The following is a 22338-nucleotide window of genomic DNA, read 5'->3' as shown; positions in this document are numbered from 1 at the left end:
CCCAGAGCTCGCGTCGGCTCGTCGATGAGCGCGGGTGACTGAAGGGTAACCGCCGTCGGCCGCGACCGTCCCTCGCCCCGTGCGCGCCCGCGCTACTGTGGTCCGGTGACCTCCAGCTCCACCCGTGCCATCAATGACCGCATCATCTGGGTCGACTGCGAGATGACCGGCCTCGACAAGCAGCGCGACGCGCTGGTCGAGATCGCCGTCCTCGTGACCGACGCGGATCTGAACATCCTCGGGGACGGTGTCGACGTCGTCATCAAGCCCCCCGCGGAGGCGCTGCAGGGCATGGACCCCTTCGTGGTGAACATGCACACCGTCTCCGGCCTGCTCGAGGAGCTCGACGGCGGGACGACTCTCGCCGAGGCACAGGCGCAGTGCCTCGCCTACGTGCAGCAGTACTGCCCCGAACCCGGCAAGGCGCCGCTCGCGGGCAACAGCGTGGGCACCGACCGGGTGTTCCTGGACCGCGACGTGCCCGAGTTCGCCTCCTGGCTCTCCTACCGCACGATCGACGTCTCCAGCCTCAAGGAGCTCGCCAAGCGCTGGTTCCCGCGGGTGTACTACAACATCCCCGCCAAGCACGGCGGCCACCGCGCGCTCGCCGACATCCGCGAGTCGATCCAGGAGCTCAAGTACTACCGGGAGGTGCTGCTCGTGGACGAGCCCGGCCCCACCACCGCCCAGGCCCAGGGAGCGGCCCGCACCTTCGAGCTGCGCGAGGACTCCCCCGCGCCGACGAGCTCGGCCGCCGCGCCCTCCCCGCACGTGCCCTGGCTGGACCGCGCCTCGCACCGCACCTGGCTCGCGGGCGAGGGCGACGAGCTGCTGCTGTTCGCCTCGGAGTCGGTCCGGGAGGACGGCGGCTTCGCCTGGCTCGACGAGCACGGCGGCCCGGACCTCTCCCGGCCGTCCGAGCTGTGGATCACCTGCCGCATGACCCACAGCTTCGCCCTCGGGCACCTGCTGGGCCGCCCGGACTACGGCCGTTTCGCCGACCACGGCCTGGCCTCGCTGCGCGGGGTGTTCCGCGACAGGGAGCACGGGGGATGGTTCTCCGCGGTCGCCGACGGCAGGGTCGTGGACGACTCCAAGCAGGCCTACGCCCACGCCTTCGTGGTCCTCGCCGCCGCCTCGGCCACCGCCGCGGGCCGGCCCGGTGCGAAGGAGCTGCTGGACGAGGCGCTCGAGGTGCTCGATGCGAAGTTCTTCGAGCCCTCCGCCGGCATGAGCGTCGACACCTTCGACCGCACCTTCTCCACCTGCGAGGAGTACCGCGGCATCAACGCGAACATGCACACCGTCGAGGCGCTGCTGGCCGCGGCCGACGTCACCGGCGAGCGCCGCTGGCTCGACCGCGCCGTGGGCATCGCGACCCGCGCTATCGACGAGTTCGCCCGCGCCAACGACTGGGCTCTGCCCGAGCACTTCGACGTGGACTGGTCCCCGCTGCTGGACTACAACGAGGACCAGCCCGCCCACCCGTTCCGCCCCTACGGCGCGACCATCGGCCACTGGATCGAATGGGCGCGCCTGGTGCTCCACGCTCGCGCCGCGCTGCTCGCGGCCGACGGCGAGGCCCCGGAGTGGATGCTCGAGGCCGCGACCGCGCTGATGGAGAAGTCCGCCGCGGCCTTCGGCGCCGACGGCGCTCCGGGCTGGGTGTACACCGTGGACTGGGACGGCGCCCCCGTCACCGCGGAGCGCATGCACTGGGTCGCGGCCGAGGCCGTCGGCGCGGCCGCCGTGATGCACCAGGTGACCGGCGATCGGATCTGGGCCGAGCGCTACGAGCAGTGGTGGGAGTACATCTCGACCTACCTGCTGGACGCCGAGAACGGCTCCTGGTTCCACGAGCTGGACGCGGACAACGAGCCGCAGGGCGTGACCTGGCCCGGCAAGCCGGACATCTACCACGCCTTCCAGGCCACGCTGATCCCCCGCCTGCCGGTCACCCCGACCCTGGCGGCGGCGCTGCGCGACGGCCGGCTCGACGCGGACCTCTGAACAACGCGTGACCTCTGAACGACGCTCTCCGCTCCGTCCGGGCAGCTCCGTCCGGGTCTCAGCGGCCCTCGAGGCGGTCGACGGCGGCCTCCATGCGCTCGACCTTGCCGTCGAGCTCGCCCTCGTGGCCGGGCCGGAGGTCCGCCTTGAGCACCAGTGAGACGCGGGAGCCGTAGCGCCCGGCCTCGACGGTGGCGCGCTTGACCACGTCCATGACCTCGTCCCACTCCCCCTCGATCTCGGTGAACATCGAGGAGGTACGGGTGGGCAGGCCGGAGTCGCGCACGACCCTCACCGCGGCCGCGACCGCGTCGTGCACGCTCGCACCGTCGGAGCCCTCCTCGAGGGCACGCTGGAGGGCGGGGTCGGAGGGCTCACCGGTGGGCTGGACGGAGAAGGCGACGATCATGGGAGCAGTCTGCTCCGCGCCGCTCCCCCAGTGCAACGCGTCTCACACTCCCACCAGGCCTCTCGGGGGCGAGTTCGCTGCGAGGAGACGGTATGCTTGTCTCTCGTTGCGGGTCTCGAGCTCGCACATGGTGGTCGTAGCTCAGTTGGTAGAGCTCCTGGTTGTGGTCCAGGCGGTCGCGGGTTCAAATCCCGTCGATCACCCCAAGAAACGCCCTGGCGACAGGGCGTTTTTTCGTTCCCGGTCAACTCTCGGACGGCGAGGCGGGAGGCACGGCTCCCGGGTCGACGAACTCCTGGATGCTCTGCGACGAGGCGTGGATGCACACCACGCGCAGGCGCTCGGCCCCGCTCGCCCCCTCCGAAATCTCCTGGCCCTCCCCGAGGTCTCTTCCTAGGGTCGGGACGGGACCTCGCTCGGCACGGCCCGAGGCGCGGTCTCGCCGGCGGAGATCCCCGTGAGCGCCCGCGGAGGCACCGCCGCGCCCGTCCCCGATCGGAGGAGAATCCCATGCCGTACGGCCATGTGATCACGCTGCTGATCTGGGCCCTCGTCACGGCGGCGATGCTCCGACCGCCGCACCGCCCGGTGCCGCTCGCGCGTGCGGTGTACTACCTCAGCGTCGCCGCGAACGAGCTGCCGGGGCTGGTGCTGCTCCTGCTGGTCCTGAGCACCGCGAACGCGCTCCGTGCAGGGGCGCCGCGGGCCGACGCCTCCGGGCTGCTCGCCCTGGTGCTGGGGGCCTTCGTCCTCGCGGGCCTGATCGCTCTCCAGCTCCGGGTCCGCCGGGCTCGCGGCGCGGTCGCGCGGGAGATCGGGATGCCCGGGACGGCGCGTCCCGCCTGCTGGGCGTGGCTGCTCCCGCTCCCCCGCCGGCCACGCTCCGTCGAGCGCCTCCCGAACCTCCGCTACGGCCCGGGCGGGAAGGAGCACCTGCTGGACCTCTACCGTCGTCGGGACCGCTCCAGCCAGGACGGCCCCGCTCCGGTGCTGATCTACCTCCACGGCGGCGGCTATCGCATCGGGAGCAAGCACTTCGAGTCTGCTCCCCTGAAGCATCGGATGGCCCGCCTCGGGTGGGTGGTGGTGAGCGCGAACTACGGCCTGCGACCTCGTGCGACCTGGCCCGAGCATCTCGTCGACGCGAAGCGGGTGATCGCCTGGGTCCACGAGAACGCCGAGGAGCACGGGATGGATCCGCAGCGCATCGTCATGTCCGGCAGCTCCGCCGGAGCGCACCTGTCGATCCACTGCGCGCTGACCGCGAACGATCCAGCGCTGCAGCCGGGCTTCGAGCGGACCGACACCCGTCTCGCCGCGGCGGTGCTGCTGTACGGGTTCTACGGCAGGTACTACGAGCAGGCTCCCGGGCAGCGGCCCGTCTCCCATCCCCTGGACCTCCCCGTCGACGATGCGCCGCCGATCGTGGCCGTCCACGGCGACCGCGACAACTGGGTCCCGGTCCAGCAGGCGCGCGATCTCGTCGCTCGTCTGAGGGCCGGCTCACCGTCCGCGGTCGACTATGCGGAGCTTCCCGGCGCCCAGCACGGCTTCGACCTGTTCGCCTCGCCGCGGTGCCGTGCCGTGGTGGACGGGATCGAGCACTTCCTCACCCGGCACGTGCCTCCGTCGGCGCGGCGCTGAAGGCGCCCTCCGGCTCTGGGCAAACCCCCTGCGCGCGACTACCGTGGGAGGGCCAACGGCCCGTTCGGGGAGGACGCCATGGCACAGCTGCCGCAGACCGCAGACATCGTCGTCATCGGAGCCGGGGTCGTCGGCAACGCCGCCGTCGCCCACCTGGCCGATCTGGGCTGGAGGAGCATCGTCCAGATCGACAAGGGGCCGCTGCCGGATCCGGGCGGCTCGACCGGGCACGCCTCGAACTTCGTCTTCCCGGTGGACCACTCCAAGGAGATCACCGATCTCACCGTCGACTCGCTGCGGCAGTACACGGAGCTCGGCGTGCTCGACCACTGCGGCGGCATCGAGGTGGCGCGCAGCGCCGAACGGATGCAGGAGCTGACCCGGCGCATGACCTCCGCCCTCTCCTGGGGCGTCGAGGCCCACCTGGTCTCCCCCGCCGAGATCCAGGAGCTGGTCCCCTTCTGCGACGCGAGCCTGCTGATCGGCGGGTTCCACACCCCCACCGGGGCGATCCTGGACCCGCTGCGGGCCGGGGAGCTGTTCCGTGCCCGGGCCGAGGAGCGCGGCGCGCTCACCACCTGTGCCGAGACCGAGGTGACGGGCTTCGAGCTGCGCGGCGGGCGCGTGCACCGGGTGCTCACCGACCGCGGCGAGATCGAGACGGAGACCGTGGTGATCGCCTGCGGGGTGTGGAGCCCGCAGGTCGCGGCCCTCGCCGGCGCCGCGATCCCGCTCTCCCCCGCCGTGCACCAGATGATCGACGTGGGCCCGATCCCGGCGCTGGAGGAGACCGGGCAGTGGCTCAGCTTCCCCCTGCTGCGGGACATGGACCGGCTCATGTACGAGCGCCAGCGCGGGGCGGATCTCGAGATCGGCTCCTACGCGCACCGCCCCCTGCTGCATCGCCCCGGCGAGATCCCGCCGGTGGGGAACCATCCCGGCCAGCCCACCCCCACCTCCTTCCCCTTCACCGAGGAGGACTTCACCGCCCAGATGGGCCATGCCCGCGAGATGTTCCCCGGCCTGCTCACCGATCCCGAGCCGCCGCGCCGTGCGGCGATCAACGGACTGCTCTCCCTCACGCCCGACGGCGGCGCGCTGGTGGGCGAGCTGCCCGAGGTGCGAGGGCTGTGGTCCGCGGCCGCGGTGTGGATCAAGGAGGCCGCCGGGGTGGGCCGGATGCTCGCCGAGCTGCTCACCGAGGGCAGCAGCGAGATCGATCCGCGCGGTTCGGACCCGACCCGGTTCCATCCCGCCGCGCGCACGGAGGCCCATGTGCGGGCCCGCGCCGCCGAGGGCTTCCCGAAGACCTACGGGATCACCCATCCGCGCGAGCAGTGGCTCTCGGACCGCCCCTCGCGCACGAGCCCGGTCCATGCCCGCACCGCCGCGCTCGGCGCGGAGTACTACGAGGCGGCCGGATGGGAGCGGCCGCAGTGGTACGGCGCCAACGCCTCGCTGCAGGTGCGGTTCGCGGAGCGGATCGCACCGCGCACCCACGAGTGGGACCGGCGCTGGTGGTCCCCGATCATCGAGGCCGAGCACCTCGCGATGCGCGAGGGCGTGGCGATGATCGACCTGGCCGCCTTCGCGATCCTCGACGTGCGCGGCCCGGGTGCGTGCGCCGTCCTCGAGCACCTCGCCCTCGCCCGCATCGACGTGCCCGTGGGACGGGCCGTCTACACCCCGCTGCTCACCCCGGCGGGCACCTTCCGCAGCGACCTGACCATCGTGCGCCGCGGCGAGCAGGACTTCCGCGTCATCACCGGCGGGACCGAGGGCGGCCGCGATCACGCCTGGCTCACCGCGCACCTGCCCGCGGACGGCTCGGCGCAGCTGGTCGACGCGAGCTCCGCGGTGACCACGATCGGCGTGTGGGGCCCGCGTGCCGAGGAGCTGCTGGGCGCCGTCACCGACGCCGACGTCTCCCGCGCCGCCTTCCCCTTCGGCACCGCCCAGGACCTGCAGCTGGGCAGCATCCCTGCCTCCGTGCTGCGGATCTCCTACGTGGGCGAGAACGGGGCGGAGGTGCACGTCCCCGCCGAGCACGGCCCGGCTCTCTGGGACCTGCTGTGGGAGGCCGGGCAGGAGCTCGGCGTGATCGCCGCCGGGATCGGGGTGTACGGCACCACGGGACGGCTCGAGAAGGGGTATCGGCTGATGGGCGCCGAGCTCACCGCCGAGCACGATCCGGTCGACGCCGACCTCGCCCTGCCGAAGGTCAAGCGCGCCGATTTCGTGGGCAAGGCGGCGTACCTGGCCGCGCGCGAGCGCGGACCGCGGGCGATGCTGTGCACCCTCGCGCTCACCGACCCGCCGCAGGACCCGGACCTCGCGCGCTTCCCGACGGGCGGCGAGCCCGTGCTCTCCGCCGACGGCGAGCTGCTGGTCGACGCCGCCGGCCGCCGCTCCTACGTCACCTCGGCCGGCCCCGCCCCCTCGCTCGGGCGCTATCTGCTGCTGGCCTATCTCCCGCTCGCCCAGGCACGCGTCGGCACCGCCCTGCAGGTGCAGTACCTGGGCGCACGCCTGGGCGCCGAGGTGATCGGCGTGGGCCGCACCCCGCCCTTCGACCCGGAGGACTCCCGGATGAAGGGCTGACCTCACTCGGCGGCGAGCGCGCTTCCCGGCTCTTCGCGGTGACCGAGGCGGTGCGAGATCTCCTGCGCCGCCTCCCGCACCCGGGAGGCGACCTCCGGGAGGCGGTCGTGACCCAGGCGATAGGTGGGGCCCGCCGCGGAGAGCGCGGCGAGGACGTCCCCCTCCGGACCGTGGATCGCGGCGGCCACCGCGTTCAGCCCCTCCTCGAACTCCTCCTCCGCGACGGCCCACCCGTCCCTGGCCACCTCCACCAGCTGGGAGCGCAGGGCCCTCGGGTCCACCACGGTGTGCTCGGTGAAGCGCTCGAGGGCGCCGTCGAGGACCGCCTCCCGCTGCGGCTCGGGCAGGTGCGCGAGCAGCATCTTCCCGCTGGAGGTGGCGTGCAGGACGGTCGCGTCCCCCACCCAGTTGTGCAGGGCCACGGTGCGGGCGCCCTGCGCCTGGTAGAGGTTCACCGCCGCCCCGGAGCGGTACACGGCGAGGTTCACCGTCTCCCCGAGCTCCTCGGCGAGCGCCTCGCACACCGGACCCGCCTGGGCGGTCAGCTCCAGACGCGGGCGGGTCGCGGCGGCCAGACGGAGGATCCCGACACCCAGCTGCACCGGCGCCCCCTCGGCCCGCCGCTCGACGAGATCGTGCCCCTCAAGCGCGGCCACCAGTCGCGAGGCGGTGGACTGGTGGACGCCCAGCTCCTTCGCGATCCGTCCCACACCGGCCTCGCCGTCGCGGGCGATGATCTCGAGGATCAGCGCCGCCCGGTCCACCGACTGCACCGTGGTCATGATCGCTCCTCTCCCCGCGCCTCGGCGCGGCGCTCCCGTCGGCCCTCCGACGGGCTCTCACATCGGCTCATGCGTAGTGCGCAACCTATTGCGCATAGCGCACCATGATGCCACAGTGGAGGACGGACACGATTCCTGGAGGCCACGATGACCGTGAACCCGAATCCCCAGATGCTGCTGTACCCCCGCATCCGCAAGTCCCCGTTCTTCTACGCCTCGCGGCGTCACGGGGTCGCGATGTACAGCGTGTACAACCACACCTACCACCCCCGCCACTACGGCGATCCGCTCGCCGAGTACTGGGCCCTGCTGGAGGGGGTCACCCTCTGGGACGTCGGCGTCGAACGGCAGATCGAGATCTCCGGCCCGGACGCCTTCGACTTCACGAACCTGCTGGTCACTCGGGACCTGTCGAAGTGCAAGGTGGGTCAGTGCAAGTACGTCTTCCTCTGCGACCAGCACGGCGGGATCCTCAACGACCCGATCCTGCTGCGCCTGGAGGAGAACCGCTTCTGGCTCTCCCTCGCCGACAGCGACATCCTGCTGTGGGCCCGCGGAGTCGCGACCCACGCCGGCATGGACGTGCGGATCGAGGAGATCGACGTGGGGCCCGTGCAGGTCCAGGGCCCGAGGTCCTACGCCGTGATGCGCGATCTGGTGGGCGATGCGGTCGCGGACATCCGCTACTACTACCTGCACGACTTCACCATCGACGGGATCGAGGTGACCGTCTCGCGCACCGGGTACACCGGGGAGATCGGCTACGAGATCTACGTCCACCACGCCTCCCGCGACGCCGAGAAGCTGTGGGACCGCGTGCTCGCCGCCGGGGAGCCCTACGGCCTGCGGGTGATCGGCCCGTGCCACCTGCGCCGCATCGAGGGCGGCATGCTCGCCCACGGCGCCGACATCACGGTGGACACCAACCCCTTCGAGGTGGGGATGGGCTACGACTGGATGGTGGACCTCGAGCAGGAGGCGGACTTCATCGGCAAGGACGCGCTGACGCGCATCAAGGCCGACGGGCCGCGGCGGATGCTGGTCGGGCTCGAGATCGGCGGGGAGAGGCTCGGCACCTACAACGACGGCTCGATGATCGACGCCTTCGCCGTGCATCACGACGGCGAGGAGGTCGGGAAGGTCACCTCGGCCTGCTTCTCCCCCCGGCTCGAGAAGAACATCGGCCTGGCCCTGGTCCCGGCAGCCCTCTCCGCCGTCGGCACCTCCTTCATGGTCGACGTCGGCGAGCGGCTCGGTGCCCGGCTCCCCTCGGGCCAGGAGCTGGTCGAGGCGACCGTGGTCCCCAAGCCCTTCATCGATCCGACGAAGGAGCAGCCCAAGAGCGATGTGACGGCGCTCGGCGCGGGCGCTCCGAGCGGCGGCGCGGGCCGGGCCTGAGATGGTGCGGTCCTCGGCCTCGACCTCGGCGCTCGGCACCGCTGCGCAGTTCGAGGTGATCCCGCTGGGGGGCATCGTGGACCAGGTCCTCGAGCACCTGCCCGCGGGAACACGGGTCACGGTCACCGCGTCCCCCGCCCAGGGGCTGGAGGCGACGATCGGCACGGCCTGCGCCCTCGCGCAGCACGGGATGATCGTGATCCCGCATCTCGCGGCGCGCATGATCCGCGGCCCGGGCGAGACGGCGGAGCTCCTGGACCGTCTCGCCGGAGCGGGGGTGGAGGAGGTGTTCGTCATCGCCGGTGACGCGTCGGTGCCGGCCGGGGAGTTCCCGGGAGCACTGCCCCTCCTCGAGGCGATCGCCGCCGCCGACCACGGCACGGTGGTGGGCATCGGGGCCCACCCCGAGGGGCATCCCTTCCTCGCGGAGGAGGTGGCGCGCGAGCACCTGCGGGCCAAGGCCGAGCACGCCCATTACGCGGTCACCCAGATGTGCTTCTCCGCCGCGCCGCTGCTGGAGTGGGCGCGCGGTCTCCGCGCGTCGGGGATCGCGCTGCCCGTGCGCCCGGGGGTCGCCGCACCCGTCGGCACCGCCCGTCTGCTGCGGATCGGCACCCGCATCGGGGTGGGCCGGTCGCTGAGGCTGCTGGCCGGCGAGGACTCCGGGATGCGGCGCCTGCTCGCTCCCGGCCGCTGGGATCCGGCGCCCCTGCTCGCACAGCTGCGAGCGGCGGCCGAGGCGGAGCCGAGCGTCGCGCTGCTGGGCCCTCACGTGTACACCTTCAACGACCTCGGCGCCGCTGCGGAGTGCCTGCCCCCGAGGTGATCCGGACGCGCGGGGAATCGCGCCGCGCAGGGGGCCGGGCCGGGTGCGGTGGCCTCGTCGGTCCGCGATCCTTCGCAGTCCGTGCACGCTCGCTCCACCTCTCCCCCAGGCGGATCTGGCATGGTCGAGGTCTCCGGACCACCCGAAGGGCAGCATGTGATGGATGACGACGACTCGCTCGCGACCGACACCTCCCAGCGTCTGAGCACGCTGGTGCGTCAGCGCCAGCAGCAGCTGGTGGGACCGGACGCCGATCCCGAGCTGCTGGCCGCGCAGATGCGACAGGTCCATCGGGAGCTGACGACGCTGAGGATGCACTACCAGTTCGGCATCGACGAGGTGCAGACCAAGGTGAACATCCTGCGCCAGGAGTTCGAGCTGATCCACGACTACAGCCCGATCGAGCACGTGCGCACTCGCCTGAAGTCGACCGAGTCCATGATCGCGAAGGCCCTGCGCACGGGCGGGGAGATGAGCGTCCCCGCGATCCGGGAGCGCGTGATGGACCTCGCCGGGATCCGGATCACCTGCAGCTTCGTCTCGGACGTGTACTGGATCGCGGACATGCTCAGCCGGCAGCACGATCTCGAGGTGCTCACGGTCAAGGACTACATCGCCGCCCCGAAGCCCAACGGCTACCGTTCCCTGCACCTGATCGTCCAGGTCCCGGTGTACCTCTCGGAGCACACCGAACTGGTGCCCGTGGAGCTGCAGCTGCGCACCATCGCGATGGACTTCTGGGCCAGCACCGAGCACAAGCTCTCCTACAAGTACGAGAAGAACCTCCCCCCGCAGCTGCGCGAGGAGCTGGACGACGCGGCGCGCGTCGCCGCGGACCTCGATGCCCGGATGGAGCGCATGCGCGACGAGATCCGGCCCATGCATCCCGCCGCACGGGACGAGGAGCAGGGGCCGGAGCGGCCCTGACGCCCCGCTGCGCGCGAGCGCCTCGGCAGGAGGCAGGGCACAGAGGGGCAGGGCACATAATGGCGGCATGACGGATGCGACGACGCGACGACGGGTGCTGATCACCGGGGCCACCGGCGGCATCGGCACCCACCTGGCCCGCACGCTGGGCGAGCGCTACGCACTGCGCCTCCACGGCCGCAGCGCGGAGGACGCCCCCGACGGGGAGTCGCTGGTGCTCGCCGAGCTCGACGTGTACGAGCAGGTGCTCGCGCTCATGGACGGCGTCGACACCGTGGTCCACCTCGCGGGATCCGCTGCCCCCACCTCGACCTGGGAGCAGGTGCTCGCGGCGAACATCATCGGGCTGCGGAACGTGCTCGAGGCCTCCCGCGAGGCCGGCGTGCGGCGCGTGGTGCTGGCGTCCTCGAACCATGCGATGGGCATGTACGACCGGGACGGGCAGTGGCCGGTCTACCCCCATCAGCTGCCCCGCGGCGACTCGCTCTACGGCGTCTCGAAGATCTTCGGCGAGACCCTGGGCCGCTTCTACCACGACGAGCACCACCTGGACGTGATCTGCCTGCGCATCGGCTGGTTCTCCGAGGATCCGCTCGAGGCCGAGGAGGACATCCTGCGCGCGATGTGGCTCTCCCCCGCCGACTGCACCGAGGTGGTGCGCTGCGCGATCGAGGCCGAGGTGGCCTTCGGCCTCTACTACGCGATCTCCGACAACCCCGATCGGCGCTGGTCCCTCAGCAACACCCAGCTCGAGCTCGGGTACAAGCCGCGGGACTCCTGGACCTCGCTGCCCGGTGCCGCCGAGCACGTGGTCGAGGGCGGGGCACCGGTGCGCGAGGACTGGCCCCACGGCGCCTGAGCACGACGAGCGGGCAGTTCAGGAGCGCCGCAGCTGCTGACGGTATGCGCGACGGTACTGGGGAGGCACGATGTCACCGTCCCCGCGCAGGGCGAGCGCGGCATGCAGGCCCCAGGAGGGATCCCGCAGGAAGGCGCGGCCCACCCGGACCACGTCGGCCTGCCCGGTGGCCAGCACGTGCTCGGCCTGGAAGGGCTCGTCGATCATGCCGACCGCCGAGACCGGCATGTCGGTGCGGTGACGCAGGTGCGCGGCCAGCGAGGTCTGGTAGCCGGGGCCGACGGGGATGGCCGCCCCCTCGGCATTGCCGCCGGAGGAGACGTCGACCATGTCCACCCCGTGCTCGCGCAGCCAGCTGACGACCTGGGTCGCCTCCCCGAGGTCGAAGCCGCCGTCCACCCACTCCGAGGCGGAGAGCCGCACCAGGAGCGGCATGCCGGAGGGGATCTCGTCCCGCACCGCATCGACGATGCGCAGCAGCAGGCGTGCACGGCCGGCGAGCTCACCGCCGTAGGAGTCGGAGCGGAGGTTGCTCAGCGGGGAGAGGAACTCATGGATCAGGTAGCCGTGGGCGCCATGGATCTCGATCAGGTCGATGCCGGCCTCGACCGCGCGTCCGGCGGCGGCCACGAAGGCGTCCACCACGGCGTCGATCCCCGCCTCGTCGAGCGCCTCGGGCGCGGCCAGGCCCGCGTAGGCGCTGGCGGAGGGGCCGACGGTCCGCCAGCCGCCGTCGGCCTCTGCGAGCGAGGCCCCCGGACGCGCCGTGCCCCATTCGGGCTCGGTGGAGGCCTTGCGGCCGGCGTGGGCGAGCTGGATCCCCGCCGCGGCGCCCAGGGAGTGGACGAGCTCCGTGATCGGGCGCAGCGCGTCGCGCTGGGCGTCGTCCCACAGGCCCAGGTCCTGCGGGGAGATGCGCCCCTGCGGGACCACGGCGGTGGCCTCGAGGATCACGGCGCCCGCGCCGCCCCGCGCGAAGGAGCCGTAGTGCATCAGGTGCCAGGGGGTGGCCACGCCGTCCTGCGCGGCCACGGAGTACTGGCACATGGGCGGCACCCAGAGACGATTGCGGACGGTGAGCTCGCGCAGGGTCAGGGGCTCGAGCAGGTGCTGGGTCATGGGGACCTCCGTGAGGGATCGACGAACGTGCGAGCGACCCGTCTCCTCGCGGCTGCGATGCGGTCGGGGCGCTCCGATGCCGGGAACACTAGACCCGCGTGCCATGGGAGGACCAATAGCAGAGTCGATGGCTGGCATACCGTCGCCTATGGCACCTGGGCGCAGTCCGTCGTACTCTCGTCCCGTGACCACCTCCGTTTCCGCCCCTGCCCAGGACCTCAACCTGCTGCGCACCTTCCTCACGGTGCACCGCGCCGGCTCCTTCACCGGCGCCGCGCCTGTGCTGGGTCTCACCCAGCCCACGGTCACCGCCCAGATCCGCTCGCTCGAGCAGCAGCTGGGACGACAGCTCTTCCAGCGCCTCCCGCGCGGGGTCGAACCCACCCCTTTCGCCCATGAGCTGGCCGGCCGGATCGCCGGTGCCCTGGACGACCTGGACCTGGTGGCCTCGGGCAACTGCGAGCTGGACGGCCGCACCGCCCCGGTGCACCTCGCCGGCCCCTCCGAGCTGCTGTGCCCGCGGGTGCTGCCGGCGCTCGCCCCGCTGGTCGCGGACGGGGTGCAGCTGCGCGTCGAGACCGGTGAGGACGGGGTGCTGCTCGACCAGCTGCGGGAGGGCCGACACGACCTGCTGATCACCACGCAGCGGCCGCGCGGCCAGGCGCTCGCCGTCACGCCGCTCGCCGAGGAGGAGCACCTGCTGGTCGCCGGGCGCGACGGGGCGGAGCGGGTCGCCGCCCGGCCTGCCGGGCAGGCCGTGTGCGCGGCGCTGGAGGCGGTGCCGCTGGTGAGCATGGCCGCGGACATGCCCGTGGTGCGCCGCTACTGGCGCACCCGGTACGGCAAGCAGCACCCTGCCGTGGGACCGGCGATGACGGTGCCCAGCCTGCACGCGGTGGTCACCGCGGTGCGCGCGGGCGCGGGGTACAGCGTGCTGCCCCGCTCGCTGTGCGACGAGGGCCTCGCCGACGGATCGCTGGTCCAGCTGGAGGAGTCGGAACGTCCGCCGACACTGTCGCTGCTGCTCGTGCAGAGGCCCGGCGCGGAGTGCAATCCGGCGACGAAGCGCGTGGCCACGACGCTCCGGGAGGCGGCGCTCGACTGGTGAGCGCCGAGCAGCTGGCCCGTCGAGCCATGCGCGCGTCGGCCGGCTTGCCCTGCAGACCGGTCGGGGCCAGGATCTGCTCATGAGCGCTCTCGACGGGATCCGTGCGGCCCACCTCGCGCGCGTGCTGATCGCGGCGCTCGTCCTCGCAGCACTGGTCACCAATGCCGTCGGCGCCGCGCACGACGGGCTCCTGGCCCAGAACGTCTCCTACTTCACCAACCAGTCGAACCTCCTCCTCGTGGTCCTGTGGGCGGCCGCGGCGCTCCCGCGGGAACGCCGCCCGCGCTGGTTCGACGAGATGCGCGGGGTGATCGCCTTCTCCCTGGTGATGACCGGGATCATCTACGCGCTGCTGGTGGCGCCGCTGGACGAGCTGCTGCGCTGGGACATCGGCTGGACAGGGATCGTGCTGCACCGCCTGACCCCGGTGGCCGCGGCCGCGGACTGGCTGCTGACCCCGCGGCGCCGAATCCCGAGCGCCCGGCGGATCCTGTGGTGGCAGCTGTACCCGATGGGGTTCCTGGTGCTCACCTGGCTGCGCGGCGGGATCACCGGCTGGTACCCCTACGAGTTCCTGGACCCGACGGCCTCGTCCTGGTCGCAGGTGCTGATCACCACCGCACTGGTGCTGGTGGCCTTCCTCGCCGTCGCCGCCCTCGTCCATCTGCTGGAAGGACGGCTGCGCCCGCGACGGGCCACGGTCGACGCCGCTCCCGGGGCGGGCACGACGGGCGCCGCGGCGCGGGAGGCGCCGCGGCGCGGGAGGCGCCGCGCCGCGGCGAGAACGCTCAGTCGTGACCTTCGGCGATCAGCCCCTCGAGCTGCGAGATCGCCTCCGAGTCCCCGTGGATCCCGACTCGCGCCTCGACGCCCGCGAGGTGGTCGAGAGCCCGGGCGCGCCCCCAGGCCCACAGGTCCAGGGCCAGAGCAGGGCCGGAGACCGTGGCGCGCGGCAGCCCCTCGGCCTCGGCCGGGTCCGTGAGGAGGCGGCCGACGGGTTCGTCGAACTCCTGCCCGTCGCGGGGCCGGGTCCCGCTCCAGCGGCTGATGCCGAGCAGACGCGTCGGGCCTCCCTCGGGACGGATCTCGACGACGGCGACGGGCCGGGCCTCGGCCCACTCGGGGATCCAGTCGAAGGCGGACGGCCACATCACGTGCAGCACGTGCTCGAGCCCTGCAGCGGCGATCTCGGACCCCAGCGGGGTGACCGGACGCCCGGCGGTGAGCTCGGCGTCGACCCGGTGGATCGTGGCCTCGTGGGTCTGCATGCGCCGGGTGACGCCCACGTCCTGCCGCTCGGAGAACCAGAACCAGGCCGGGTCCTCGTCCGAGCGCGCCTCGAGCTGGGCGAGCAGCGAGGCGGTCGCCGCCTCGCGGCGCTCGAGCAGGGCGTCGGTGCCCTCGGGACGGCTCCTCAGGCCGCTCTCGATCGCCTCCACCTCCTCCTCGGCGGTGGCGCCGGTCGACAGGACCGCGGCCCAGAACTCGTGGACCTCGACGAGATGCCACAGGAGGTCGGCGGCGGTCCAGTCGGGGCAGGTGGGGACCTGCTGCGCGGGGTCGGTGGCGGCGAGGGCCGAGGCGAACCGCTCGGCCTCCCGCTCGATGGTCGCGATGGCGTCGATGCTCATGCCCCCATCGAAGCACGCCACGGTGACGCGCGACACCCCACGACGGGCCACGACCGCCTTGCCCGAGATACCCCTGAGGGGTATAAAGGAGAGGACGAGATACCCCTCCAGGGTATACAGATCGCGAAGGAGGCCCCGATGGGTGCGACCACCGCCCAGTTCCAGGTGACCGGCATGACCTGCGGCCACTGCGAGATGTCCGTGCGCGAGGAGGTCGGCGGGATCCCGGGCGTCCAGGGGGTCGAGGTCTCCCACGAGACGGGCGTGCTCCGCATCTCCGCACAGCAGCCCGTGGACGAGGACGCCGTGCTCGCCGCCGTCGCCGAGGCCGGCTACTCGGCGGTGCGGGACCGATGAGGGCCGGAACCCGCCTCACCCTGTACGGCCTGCTGCTGGCGGCGCTGTTCGCGGCGTCGTACCTCCTGGCCGGACTGCTGGTCCCCGCCGACTGGGTGGCCACCTGGTCCGGCACCTCGCCCTCCGGACACTGATCCCGCCCGCCGCCCTCACGCCATCCCCTGTCCACGTCGCAGAGAGGACCCGCCATGACCACGCCCCCGTCGGCCGCCGGCATCGAGCTCGAGATCGGCGGGATGACCTGCGCCTCGTGCGCGAACCGGATCGAGCGCAGGCTCAACAGGATCGACGGGGTCACCGCCGCGGTCAACTACGCGACGGAGACGGCGCGCGTCAGCGTGCCGGAGGGCTACGACCCGCAGGACCTGGTGACGGTGGTCGAGCAGACCGGCTACACCGCCGCGCTCCCCGCGCCGTCGGCGGAGACGCCGGACGAGGAGGAGCCGGAGGATCCCGAGCTGGACTCGCTGCGGCGGCGACTGATCGGCTCGGCCGTGCTCGCCGTGCCCGTCATCCTGCTCTCGATGATCCCGGCCCTGCAGTTCACCCACTGGCAGTGGGCGGCGCTCACCCTCACCGCACCGGTCGTCGTCTGGGCCGGTCTGCCCTTCCATCGCGCGGCGGCGCTCAACCTCCGCCACGGCGCCGCGACCATGGACACCCTGATCTCTGTGGGCACCCTCGCCGCGTTCCTGTGGTCGCTGTACGCGCTGTTCCTCGGCACCGCCGGGGAGCCCGGCATGACCCACGAGTTCTCGCTGACCATCGGCCCGACCGACGGCACCGCGAGCGTCTACCTCGAGGTCGCGGCAGGGGTGACGATGTTCCTCCTGCTGGGCAGGTACGTCGAGAAGCGCTCCAAGCGGCGGGCCGGCGCCGCGCTGCGCGCCCTGCTGGACATGGGCGCGAAGGAGGTCGCCGTGCTGCGCGAGGGGAGCGAGGTCCTGGTCCCGGTCGGGGAGCTCGCCGTGGGCGATCAGTTCGTGGTGAGGCCCGGGGAGAAGATCGCGACCGACGGGGAGATCGTCTCGGGCACCTCCGCCGTGGACGCCTCGATGCTCACCGGCGAGTCGGTGCCGATCGAGGTCGCCGCCGGCGATGCGGTGACCGGGGCGACCGTGAACGCAGGAGGTCGCCTGCTGGTGCGCGCCACCCGCGTGGGCGGCGAGACGCAGCTCGCCCGGATGGCGAGGATGGTCGAGGACGCCCAGTCCGGCAAGGCCGAGATCCAGCGCCTCGCGGACCGCGTCTCCGGGGTCTTCGTCCCGATCGTCATCGCGGTCGCGGTCGCGGTCCTCGGGGCCTGGATCGGCGCCGGGTTCCCCCTCGAGGCCGCCTTCACCGCCGCTGTCGCGGTCCTGATCATCGCCTGCCCCTGCGCGCTCGGCCTCGCGACCCCCACCGCCCTGCTGGTGGGCACCGGCCGCGGCGCTCAGCTGGGCATCCTGATCAAGGGGCCCGAGGTGCTCGAGTCCACCCGCCGCATCGACACCGTCGTGCTGGACAAGACCGGCACCGTCACCAGCGGCGCGATGACCCTGACCGACGTGATCCCCGCGGACGGCACGGACCGCTCCGAGCTGCTGCGCCTGGTGGGAGCGGTCGAGCACGCCTCCGAGCACCCCATCGCCCGGGCCGTCGCGAGCGGCGCCGCCGCGCAGCTGGGCACGCTGCCGGAGGCGGAGGACTTCGAGAACCTCGAGGGCCGCGGCGTGCGCGGCACCGTCGAGGGACGCACCGTCCTCGTCGGCCGCGACGCGCTGCTCGCGGGGCAGGAGCTGCCCGCCGAGCTCGCCGCGGCGAAGACGGCCGCGGAGTCCCGCGGCGAGACCGCCGTGGTCGCGGTCCTGGACGGCGAGGCGCGCGGCGTGCTGACGGTCGCCGACACCGTCAAGCCCACCAGCGCCGAGGCCATCGCCCAGCTGACACGTCTGGGACTCACCCCGATCCTGCTCACCGGCGACCACCGGACCGTCGCCGAGCAGATCGCCGCCGAGGTGGGGATCGAGCAGGTGATCGCCGAGGTGCTCCCCCAGGACAAGATCGACGTCGTCTCCCGCCTGCAGAGCGAGGGGAAGGTGGTGGCGATGGTCGGCGACGGCGTCAACGACGCCCCCGCCCTCGCCCAGGCCGACCTGGGCCTCGCGATGGGCACGGGCACCGATGTCGCGATCGAGGCCGGGGACATCACCCTGGTGCGCGGGGACCTGCGCTCCGCGGCCGACGCGATCCGCCTCTCCCGGCGTACCCTCTCCACCATCAAGGGCAACCTGTTCTGGGCCTTCGCCTACAACACCGCGGCGATCCCGCTCGCGGCGCTGGGGCTGCTGACCCCGATGCTCGCCGGCGCGGCGATGGCGTTCTCGAGCGTGTTCGTGGTGGGCAACAGCCTGCGCCTGCGCTCCTTCCGCAGTCGTGCGGACGACGCGCCGTCGGGCGCCCCGCCCGCGCCGTCCGCCCCGCCCGCACCGCTCCCACCGTCCGCTCCCACGTCCTGATCGCCCGCTCCCCGGAGGAATCCCATGACCGCCACCGACCCGACCGACGAGATGCCCACGGCGCACGAGGCGCACGCCGACCACGAGCACCATCACGGATACATCTCCGACAAGTCCCGCTACCTCGCTCGGCTCAAGCGGATCGAGGGCCAGGCCCGCGGGCTGCACCGCATGGTCGACGAGGAGAAGTACTGCATCGACATCCTCACCCAGATCAGCGCGCTGAAGAGCGCACTGGACGGGGTCGCGATGGGTCTGCTGGAGGACCATCTGCAGCACTGCGTGCTCGACGCCGCCCGCAGCGGGGGCGACGAGGCGGAGGAGAGGCTCGCGGAGGCCTCTGCGGCGATCTCGCGCCTCGTGCGGTCCTGATCCCGACGGACCCGGAGCGATCCGCGTCCCCCGCACGCGCGCCTCGGCGGATCTCCAGCCGCGCTGACTAGAGTGCCTCGGGTCCGTCCTCCGCGAGAAAGAACCCGATGCCTGCTTCTCCCCGTCTCGTCGTCACCTCCCTGCATGCCGGCTATCCCGGCCTCGACGTGCTGCGGGGCATCGATCTCTCGCTCGGCGCGGGAGACGCCCCGCTGGGCCTCCTGGGAGCCTCCGGGGCAGGCAAGACCACCCTGCTGGCCTCGCTGAACGGGGAGCACCGTGCCGACGCCGGGCAGGTCACCTGGGGCGGACGGAACGTCGCCAAGCTGCGGGGCAGGGACAGGCGCGCCTTCCGCGCCGCCGTCCGCTTCGTCTCCCAGTACGCGATGACCATCGTCGATCCCCGAGAGACGGTGCGGTCCCGCCTCGAGCTGGCCGCGAAGGAGGCCCGCAAGGGCGGGCGCACCCATGCCGTCTCCCCCACCGAGATGCTCGAGTCCGTCGGCCTCGAGGAGCGCTTCCTGCCCCGCACCATGCGCACCCTCTCCGGCGGGGAGACGCAGCGCGTCGCGCTCGCGACCGCGCTCGCCACGAGGCCCGAGATCCTGGTGCTCGACGAGCCGCTGACCGCGGTGGACCCGGGCTCCCGGGGCCGCATCGCCGCCGGTCTGGGCGCGACCATCCAGCGCCTGGGCATCGGCGCGCTCATCGCCTCGCACGACGTGGAGCTGCTGCAGCGCCTGTGCCCCGAGATCGCCTTCCTCGGCGAGGGGCGGATCCTCGCGCGGGGCCCGCTGAACGAGGTGCTCTCCCGGACCGAGCATGAGGAGATCCGCGAGCTCGCCGCAGCGGCGCCGCAGGCGGTGCAGCGCTTCCGCTGACAGCCCCGCTGACAGCTCAGATCCCGGGATCCCCGTCCCCGACCGCCTCCTGCAGCCGGCGACGGGCGAGGGTCGCCAGCAGGTGCGCCTGACGCGCGAGCACCGAGTCGTCGAACTGCGCCTGCGGCGAGTGGTTCGAGGCGGGCGGGTCGGCGGGGTCATAGCCCGATGCCGCACCGATGAAGCCGTAGGCGCCCGGCACCTCCGCGAGAACCCGGGAGAAGTCCTCGGAACCGGTGCGAGGCCTCTCCAGCTCGAGGTACTCCTCCTCCCCGAACAGGGCTCGGGCGGTGCTTGCGAAGAACGCGGCCTCGCCCTCGTCGTTGATCGTCGCCGGCAGCACCGTGCGCATCGTCGCGTCCACGGTGAGCCCGTGGGCCCGGCCGATGGCGGTCACGAAGGAGGGCAGGTCCTCGACCAGGGCCGCGGTGGTCTCGGTGCTGAAGGAGCGCACCCCGGCACGGAAGTGCGTCTGGCCGGTGATGATGTTCGGGGCGCTGCCGGCATGGATCTCGCCCACCGTGAGCACGACCGGGTCGAAGGCGCTGTACCGGCGGGTGATGCGGGTGTACAGGGCGGAGACCATCTCCGCGGTCGCGGGCACCGGATCCAGCGCCTGATGGGGGCGGGACCCGTGGCCGCCGCGCCCGATCACCCGCACGTCGAGGACCGAGTAGGCGGCCATCAGGGTGCCGGCGCGGGCGGAGATCAGCCCGGTGGGGGCATCGGCGCCCACGTGCACGCCGTAGGCGGCGATCGGCCGCTCCCCTGCCGCCTCGAGAACACCCTCGCGCAGCATCACCCCGGCACCGTCGTACCCCTCCTCGCCGGGCTGGAACATGAGCACCACCGTGCCGGGCAGGGTCTCGCGCTCGGCGGCGAGCAGCCGGGCCGCGCCGACCAGTCCCGCGACGTGCAGATCGTGGCCGCAGGCGTGCATCGCCCCGTTGGTCGAGGCGAAGGGCAGGCCGGTGTCCTCCTCGAGGGGCAGTCCGTCCATGTCACCGCGCAGCAGCACCACCGGACCGGGCCGACCGCCGCGCAGCACCGCGACCACGGAGGTGGTCGCCGTGCCGAGCGTGATCTCGAGATCGAGGCCCTCCAGCGCCTCGAGCACGATCCTCTGCGTGGCGGGCAGGTGCAGTCCGATCTCAGGAGTCGTGTGCAGGCGTCGGCGCAGCGCGACCAGCTCGTCGAGGAAGCGCGGGTCGGCGGGGTCCAGGCTCATCGGTGACGTCCTTCCGGCAAGGGGGTGCTCGTCCTATCCTGGCCCTTCCGCGCGAGGAATGCGCTGCGGCGCTCCGGAACGTCACGGGCTGCGTCGGTCCCTCGCCGGAGGGCCATCCCTGTCGCGGTGAACCGATGCCTCGACGACGAGGGACCCACGAGGGCGAGGACCGTCAGAGAAGCGGAACAGGAATGACCACACAGACCACGACCCGCCACCCGCGCAGGCGACGCCGGACCATCGGGATCTGCGCCGCTCTTGCTCTGTCCTTGGCCGCCGGGCTGGGTCTGTGGGCGCGATCGGACGGCTTCCGCATCGCCCGCGAGATCGGCGACCTGAGCGGTGTGGCGTCCGCCGAGCTCGAGCGCGGAGAAGGGGCACCCTCCGAACGGATCCTGCGGGTGGAGATCGCCCCGGCCACGGGAGAGACCGAGATCGAGAGGATCCTCGAGGCGACCGAGGCCATGGTCGACGACGAGACCGCATATTCCGCTCGAGTCTCCTTGGGCACCGCCGAGGTGGCGGTGGGTTCTCGCTACCGAGCCGGGATCCACGACGCCGTGCAGGCCCTCATGGCGCTCAGCACGCTGCCGGACGGCCGTGCCGTGCTCGACGACCGGGAGATCGTCTTCGACGACGCGGACGGGCCGCCCCTGGTGAACATCCTCGAGTGGTTGACGGTGATCGAGGAGGAGGATCTCCGCGTCGAGAACGTGAAGGTCACCGAGGAGGAGGGCCGGAACGCGATCTCCATCCACCGGCTGCGGACCGACCATCGAGAGGTCCTGCAGGCTCTGGGCGAGTGGGGTCCGGACATCACCTTCCTTCGCCTCGAGGGGGCGCATCTGGAGATCCGGACGTCACTCCCGCTCCAGGCCCTCGGGCCGCTCGCCGAGGACGCGCAGTCCGCAGCGCGCGCCCTGGACCCCGAGTCACCGCGAGTCTCGCTCGAGACCTCCGACCGCCGAACGCTCTCCGTGGGAGACGAGGACCCCGGCACCGCCCTGGAGATGGCGGGAGAGGTCGAGGCGGGCGGCTGGTCGGTACAGTGGCTCAACAGCGGTGTCACCGCGATCGACGTGACGGCATCGGAAGGTTCAGCCGCGGACCCCTCGCTTCTGCCCGACCTCGCCGAGACTCTCCGTACGGCCGGCCTGCCCCGCGAGGCGAGCATCCGAGTCGACGAGGGAGCTCTGTTCAGGGGAACGCTCTCCGACCTCGAGGACCTGGCGCCCACGATCGCGCAGGTCCACGCCGATGGGTACGTCGTGCGCTGGATGCGCGAGGACCGGCGCCCCGGCCCCGATGCGCGTGTCCGGGTCGAGATGCCCGCCGGTCACTCCCTGTCCGAGGACTCCGATCTGGCCGCCGCCATCGACGCGGCACGTTCGGTCCCGTGGCCCGGAACCGGTGCGATCACGCTCACGACCACCCCCGAGGCCGGCTCGTCCGAGGACTCGCGGGAGGTGACGCTCAGATCCGCCGCCACGGGGACCGCGGAGGACGTCCAGGTCGACCCGGACCACCTTCCCGGCGCTGATCAGGTGCAAGAGGCGTGGGACGCCACCTCGACGGAAGGCTGAGCCGTGCGCCCGGCCCGTGGCTCAGCGGCCACCGGTCGCGACTGCGCCTCCCCGTTACCTTGTGAGTGCCCTCGATCGTCGGGGGTCTGGTCGCTCGGCCGGGTA

At 72.6% G+C, this 22338-nt stretch carries 19 protein-coding genes, 1 tRNA gene and 1 pseudogene; 16 read left to right on the top strand and 5 right to left on the bottom strand.

Annotation, left to right across the window (positions count from 1 at the left end; genetic code table 11):
- Window positions 1–105: 105 nt before the first annotated feature.
- Window positions 106–2010: an oligoribonuclease gene (gene orn, locus ACT3SP_RS17690; protein WP_444588608.1), complete on the top strand. Its 1905-nt coding sequence runs from the start codon at window positions 106–108 to the stop codon at window positions 2008–2010.
- A gap of 58 nt (window positions 2011–2068) precedes the next feature.
- On the opposite strand, the gene ACT3SP_RS17685 is transcribed toward orn, so the two are convergent.
- The gene (locus ACT3SP_RS17685) at window positions 2069–2419 is read right to left on the bottom strand and encodes a thiamine-binding protein (protein WP_444588607.1); all 351 of its coding nucleotides are present in this window, start codon (window positions 2417–2419) and stop codon (window positions 2069–2071) included.
- Between the two features lie 130 nt (window positions 2420–2549).
- Here ACT3SP_RS17685 and ACT3SP_RS17680 point away from each other — a divergent pair.
- The 3 genes from ACT3SP_RS17680 to ACT3SP_RS17670 all read left to right on the top strand — a co-directional run bounded on the left by ACT3SP_RS17680 (window position 2550) and on the right by ACT3SP_RS17670 (window position 6664).
- Window positions 2550–2625 (top strand) — tRNA-His (locus ACT3SP_RS17680).
- 304 nt (window positions 2626–2929) lie between these two features.
- Complete coding sequence (locus ACT3SP_RS17675) at window positions 2930–4063, top strand: alpha/beta hydrolase (protein WP_444588606.1); 1134 nt, start codon at window positions 2930–2932, stop codon at window positions 4061–4063.
- A gap of 78 nt (window positions 4064–4141) precedes the next feature.
- A complete protein-coding gene (locus ACT3SP_RS17670) occupies window positions 4142–6664 on the top strand; it encodes a GcvT family protein (protein WP_444588605.1) in 2523 nt (840 codons plus the stop codon).
- A gap of 2 nt (window positions 6665–6666) precedes the next feature.
- Here the strand turns inward: ACT3SP_RS17670 and ACT3SP_RS17665 are convergent, their stop codons facing one another.
- The gene (locus ACT3SP_RS17665) at window positions 6667–7446 is read right to left on the bottom strand and encodes an IclR family transcriptional regulator (protein WP_444588604.1); all 780 of its coding nucleotides are present in this window, start codon (window positions 7444–7446) and stop codon (window positions 6667–6669) included.
- 147 nt (window positions 7447–7593) lie between these two features.
- Between ACT3SP_RS17665 and ACT3SP_RS17660 the strand changes: the two genes are divergently transcribed.
- The 4 genes from ACT3SP_RS17660 (at window position 7594) to ACT3SP_RS17645 (ending at window position 11456) form a co-directional block, all read left to right on the top strand.
- Entirely contained in the window at window positions 7594–8844 is a 1251-nt protein-coding gene (locus ACT3SP_RS17660) for a glycine cleavage T C-terminal barrel domain-containing protein (RefSeq protein ID WP_444588603.1), read from the top strand.
- Between the two features lies 1 nt (window position 8845).
- Entirely contained in the window at window positions 8846–9670 is an 825-nt protein-coding gene (locus ACT3SP_RS17655; protein ID WP_444588602.1) for a methylenetetrahydrofolate reductase, read from the top strand.
- A 159-nt stretch (window positions 9671–9829) separates the two neighbouring features.
- The gene (locus tag ACT3SP_RS17650; RefSeq protein ID WP_444588601.1) at window positions 9830–10597 is read left to right on the top strand and encodes a GTP pyrophosphokinase; all 768 of its coding nucleotides are present in this window, start codon (window positions 9830–9832) and stop codon (window positions 10595–10597) included.
- Between the two features lie 67 nt (window positions 10598–10664).
- The gene (locus tag ACT3SP_RS17645; RefSeq protein WP_444588600.1) at window positions 10665–11456 is read left to right on the top strand and encodes an NAD-dependent epimerase/dehydratase family protein; all 792 of its coding nucleotides are present in this window, start codon (window positions 10665–10667) and stop codon (window positions 11454–11456) included.
- 18 nt (window positions 11457–11474) lie between these two features.
- Here the strand turns inward: ACT3SP_RS17645 and ACT3SP_RS17640 are convergent, their stop codons facing one another.
- Entirely contained in the window at window positions 11475–12575 is a 1101-nt protein-coding gene (locus ACT3SP_RS17640) for an NADH:flavin oxidoreductase/NADH oxidase (RefSeq protein ID WP_444588599.1), read from the bottom strand.
- A 184-nt stretch (window positions 12576–12759) separates the two neighbouring features.
- Between ACT3SP_RS17640 and ACT3SP_RS17635 the strand changes: the two genes are divergently transcribed.
- Both ACT3SP_RS17635 and ACT3SP_RS17630 read left to right on the top strand, forming a co-directional pair.
- Complete coding sequence (locus ACT3SP_RS17635) at window positions 12760–13683, top strand: LysR family transcriptional regulator (RefSeq protein WP_444588598.1); 924 nt, start codon at window positions 12760–12762, stop codon at window positions 13681–13683.
- A 79-nt stretch (window positions 13684–13762) separates the two neighbouring features.
- A pseudogene (locus ACT3SP_RS17630) lies at window positions 13763–14341 on the top strand (Pr6Pr family membrane protein); the annotation flags it as partial.
- A gap of 130 nt (window positions 14342–14471) precedes the next feature.
- Here ACT3SP_RS17630 and ACT3SP_RS17625 read toward each other — a convergent pair.
- Window positions 14472–15314, bottom strand: a complete 843-nt coding sequence (locus tag ACT3SP_RS17625) for a maleylpyruvate isomerase family mycothiol-dependent enzyme (protein WP_444588597.1) — start codon at window positions 15312–15314, stop codon at window positions 14472–14474.
- A gap of 138 nt (window positions 15315–15452) precedes the next feature.
- On the opposite strand from ACT3SP_RS17625, the gene ACT3SP_RS17620 reads away from it, so the two are divergent.
- The 5 genes from ACT3SP_RS17620 (at window position 15453) to ACT3SP_RS17600 (ending at window position 19422) form a co-directional block, all read left to right on the top strand.
- The gene (locus ACT3SP_RS17620) at window positions 15453–15671 is read left to right on the top strand and encodes a heavy-metal-associated domain-containing protein (RefSeq protein ID WP_444588596.1); all 219 of its coding nucleotides are present in this window, start codon (window positions 15453–15455) and stop codon (window positions 15669–15671) included.
- Window positions 15668–15805, top strand: a complete 138-nt coding sequence (locus ACT3SP_RS17615; protein ID WP_444588595.1) for a hypothetical protein — start codon at window positions 15668–15670, stop codon at window positions 15803–15805. Before ACT3SP_RS17620 ends, ACT3SP_RS17615 begins: the two co-directional genes overlap by 4 nt.
- 54 nt (window positions 15806–15859) lie before the next feature.
- Window positions 15860–18169 carry a heavy metal translocating P-type ATPase gene (locus ACT3SP_RS17610; RefSeq protein WP_444588594.1) on the top strand — a complete coding sequence of 770 codons (2310 nt, stop codon included), beginning with the start codon at window positions 15860–15862 and terminating at the stop codon, window positions 18167–18169.
- Between the two features lie 24 nt (window positions 18170–18193).
- Window positions 18194–18541, top strand: coding sequence for a metal-sensitive transcriptional regulator (locus ACT3SP_RS17605; RefSeq protein ID WP_444588593.1), 348 nt, complete (start codon window positions 18194–18196; stop codon window positions 18539–18541).
- 107 nt (window positions 18542–18648) lie between these two features.
- Window positions 18649–19422, top strand: coding sequence for an ABC transporter ATP-binding protein (locus ACT3SP_RS17600; protein WP_444588592.1), 774 nt, complete (start codon window positions 18649–18651; stop codon window positions 19420–19422).
- Between the two features lie 16 nt (window positions 19423–19438).
- On the opposite strand, the gene ACT3SP_RS17595 is transcribed toward ACT3SP_RS17600, so the two are convergent.
- Window positions 19439–20650: a M20 metallopeptidase family protein gene (locus ACT3SP_RS17595; protein WP_444588591.1), complete on the bottom strand. Its 1212-nt coding sequence runs from the start codon at window positions 20648–20650 to the stop codon at window positions 19439–19441.
- Between the two features lie 191 nt (window positions 20651–20841).
- Between ACT3SP_RS17595 and ACT3SP_RS17590 the strand changes: the two genes are divergently transcribed.
- A complete protein-coding gene (locus tag ACT3SP_RS17590; RefSeq protein WP_444588590.1) occupies window positions 20842–22233 on the top strand; it encodes a hypothetical protein in 1392 nt (463 codons plus the stop codon).
- Window positions 22234–22338: the final 105 nt, after the last annotated feature.

This window comes from Brachybacterium sp. AOP43-C2-M15, assembly GCF_052446295.1.
Taxonomy (GTDB): domain Bacteria; phylum Actinomycetota; class Actinomycetes; order Actinomycetales; family Dermabacteraceae; genus Brachybacterium.
Note: the sequence above shows the minus strand (reverse complement) of the source record. Positions and strands in the feature narration are given on the sequence as shown.

Coding starts and splice junctions, on each gene's coding strand:
- ACT3SP_RS17685 (WP_444588607.1), bottom strand. CDS start 2,419: ATGATCGTCGCCTTCTCCGTCCAGCCCACCGGTGAGCCCTCCGACCCC.
- ACT3SP_RS17675 (WP_444588606.1), top strand. CDS start 2,930: ATGCCGTACGGCCATGTGATCACGCTGCTGATCTGGGCCCTCGTCACG.
- ACT3SP_RS17670 (WP_444588605.1), top strand. CDS start 4,142: ATGGCACAGCTGCCGCAGACCGCAGACATCGTCGTCATCGGAGCCGGG.
- ACT3SP_RS17665 (WP_444588604.1), bottom strand. CDS start 7,446: ATGACCACGGTGCAGTCGGTGGACCGGGCGGCGCTGATCCTCGAGATC.
- ACT3SP_RS17660 (WP_444588603.1), top strand. CDS start 7,594: ATGACCGTGAACCCGAATCCCCAGATGCTGCTGTACCCCCGCATCCGC.
- ACT3SP_RS17655 (WP_444588602.1), top strand. CDS start 8,846: ATGGTGCGGTCCTCGGCCTCGACCTCGGCGCTCGGCACCGCTGCGCAG.
- ACT3SP_RS17650 (WP_444588601.1), top strand. CDS start 9,830: ATGGATGACGACGACTCGCTCGCGACCGACACCTCCCAGCGTCTGAGC.
- ACT3SP_RS17645 (WP_444588600.1), top strand. CDS start 10,665: ATGACGGATGCGACGACGCGACGACGGGTGCTGATCACCGGGGCCACC.
- ACT3SP_RS17640 (WP_444588599.1), bottom strand. CDS start 12,575: ATGACCCAGCACCTGCTCGAGCCCCTGACCCTGCGCGAGCTCACCGTC.
- ACT3SP_RS17625 (WP_444588597.1), bottom strand. CDS start 15,314: ATGAGCATCGACGCCATCGCGACCATCGAGCGGGAGGCCGAGCGGTTC.
- ACT3SP_RS17620 (WP_444588596.1), top strand. CDS start 15,453: ATGGGTGCGACCACCGCCCAGTTCCAGGTGACCGGCATGACCTGCGGC.
- ACT3SP_RS17615 (WP_444588595.1), top strand. CDS start 15,668: ATGAGGGCCGGAACCCGCCTCACCCTGTACGGCCTGCTGCTGGCGGCG.
- ACT3SP_RS17610 (WP_444588594.1), top strand. CDS start 15,860: ATGACCACGCCCCCGTCGGCCGCCGGCATCGAGCTCGAGATCGGCGGG.
- ACT3SP_RS17605 (WP_444588593.1), top strand. CDS start 18,194: ATGACCGCCACCGACCCGACCGACGAGATGCCCACGGCGCACGAGGCG.
- ACT3SP_RS17600 (WP_444588592.1), top strand. CDS start 18,649: ATGCCTGCTTCTCCCCGTCTCGTCGTCACCTCCCTGCATGCCGGCTAT.
- ACT3SP_RS17595 (WP_444588591.1), bottom strand. CDS start 20,650: ATGAGCCTGGACCCCGCCGACCCGCGCTTCCTCGACGAGCTGGTCGCG.
- ACT3SP_RS17590 (WP_444588590.1), top strand. CDS start 20,842: ATGACCACACAGACCACGACCCGCCACCCGCGCAGGCGACGCCGGACC.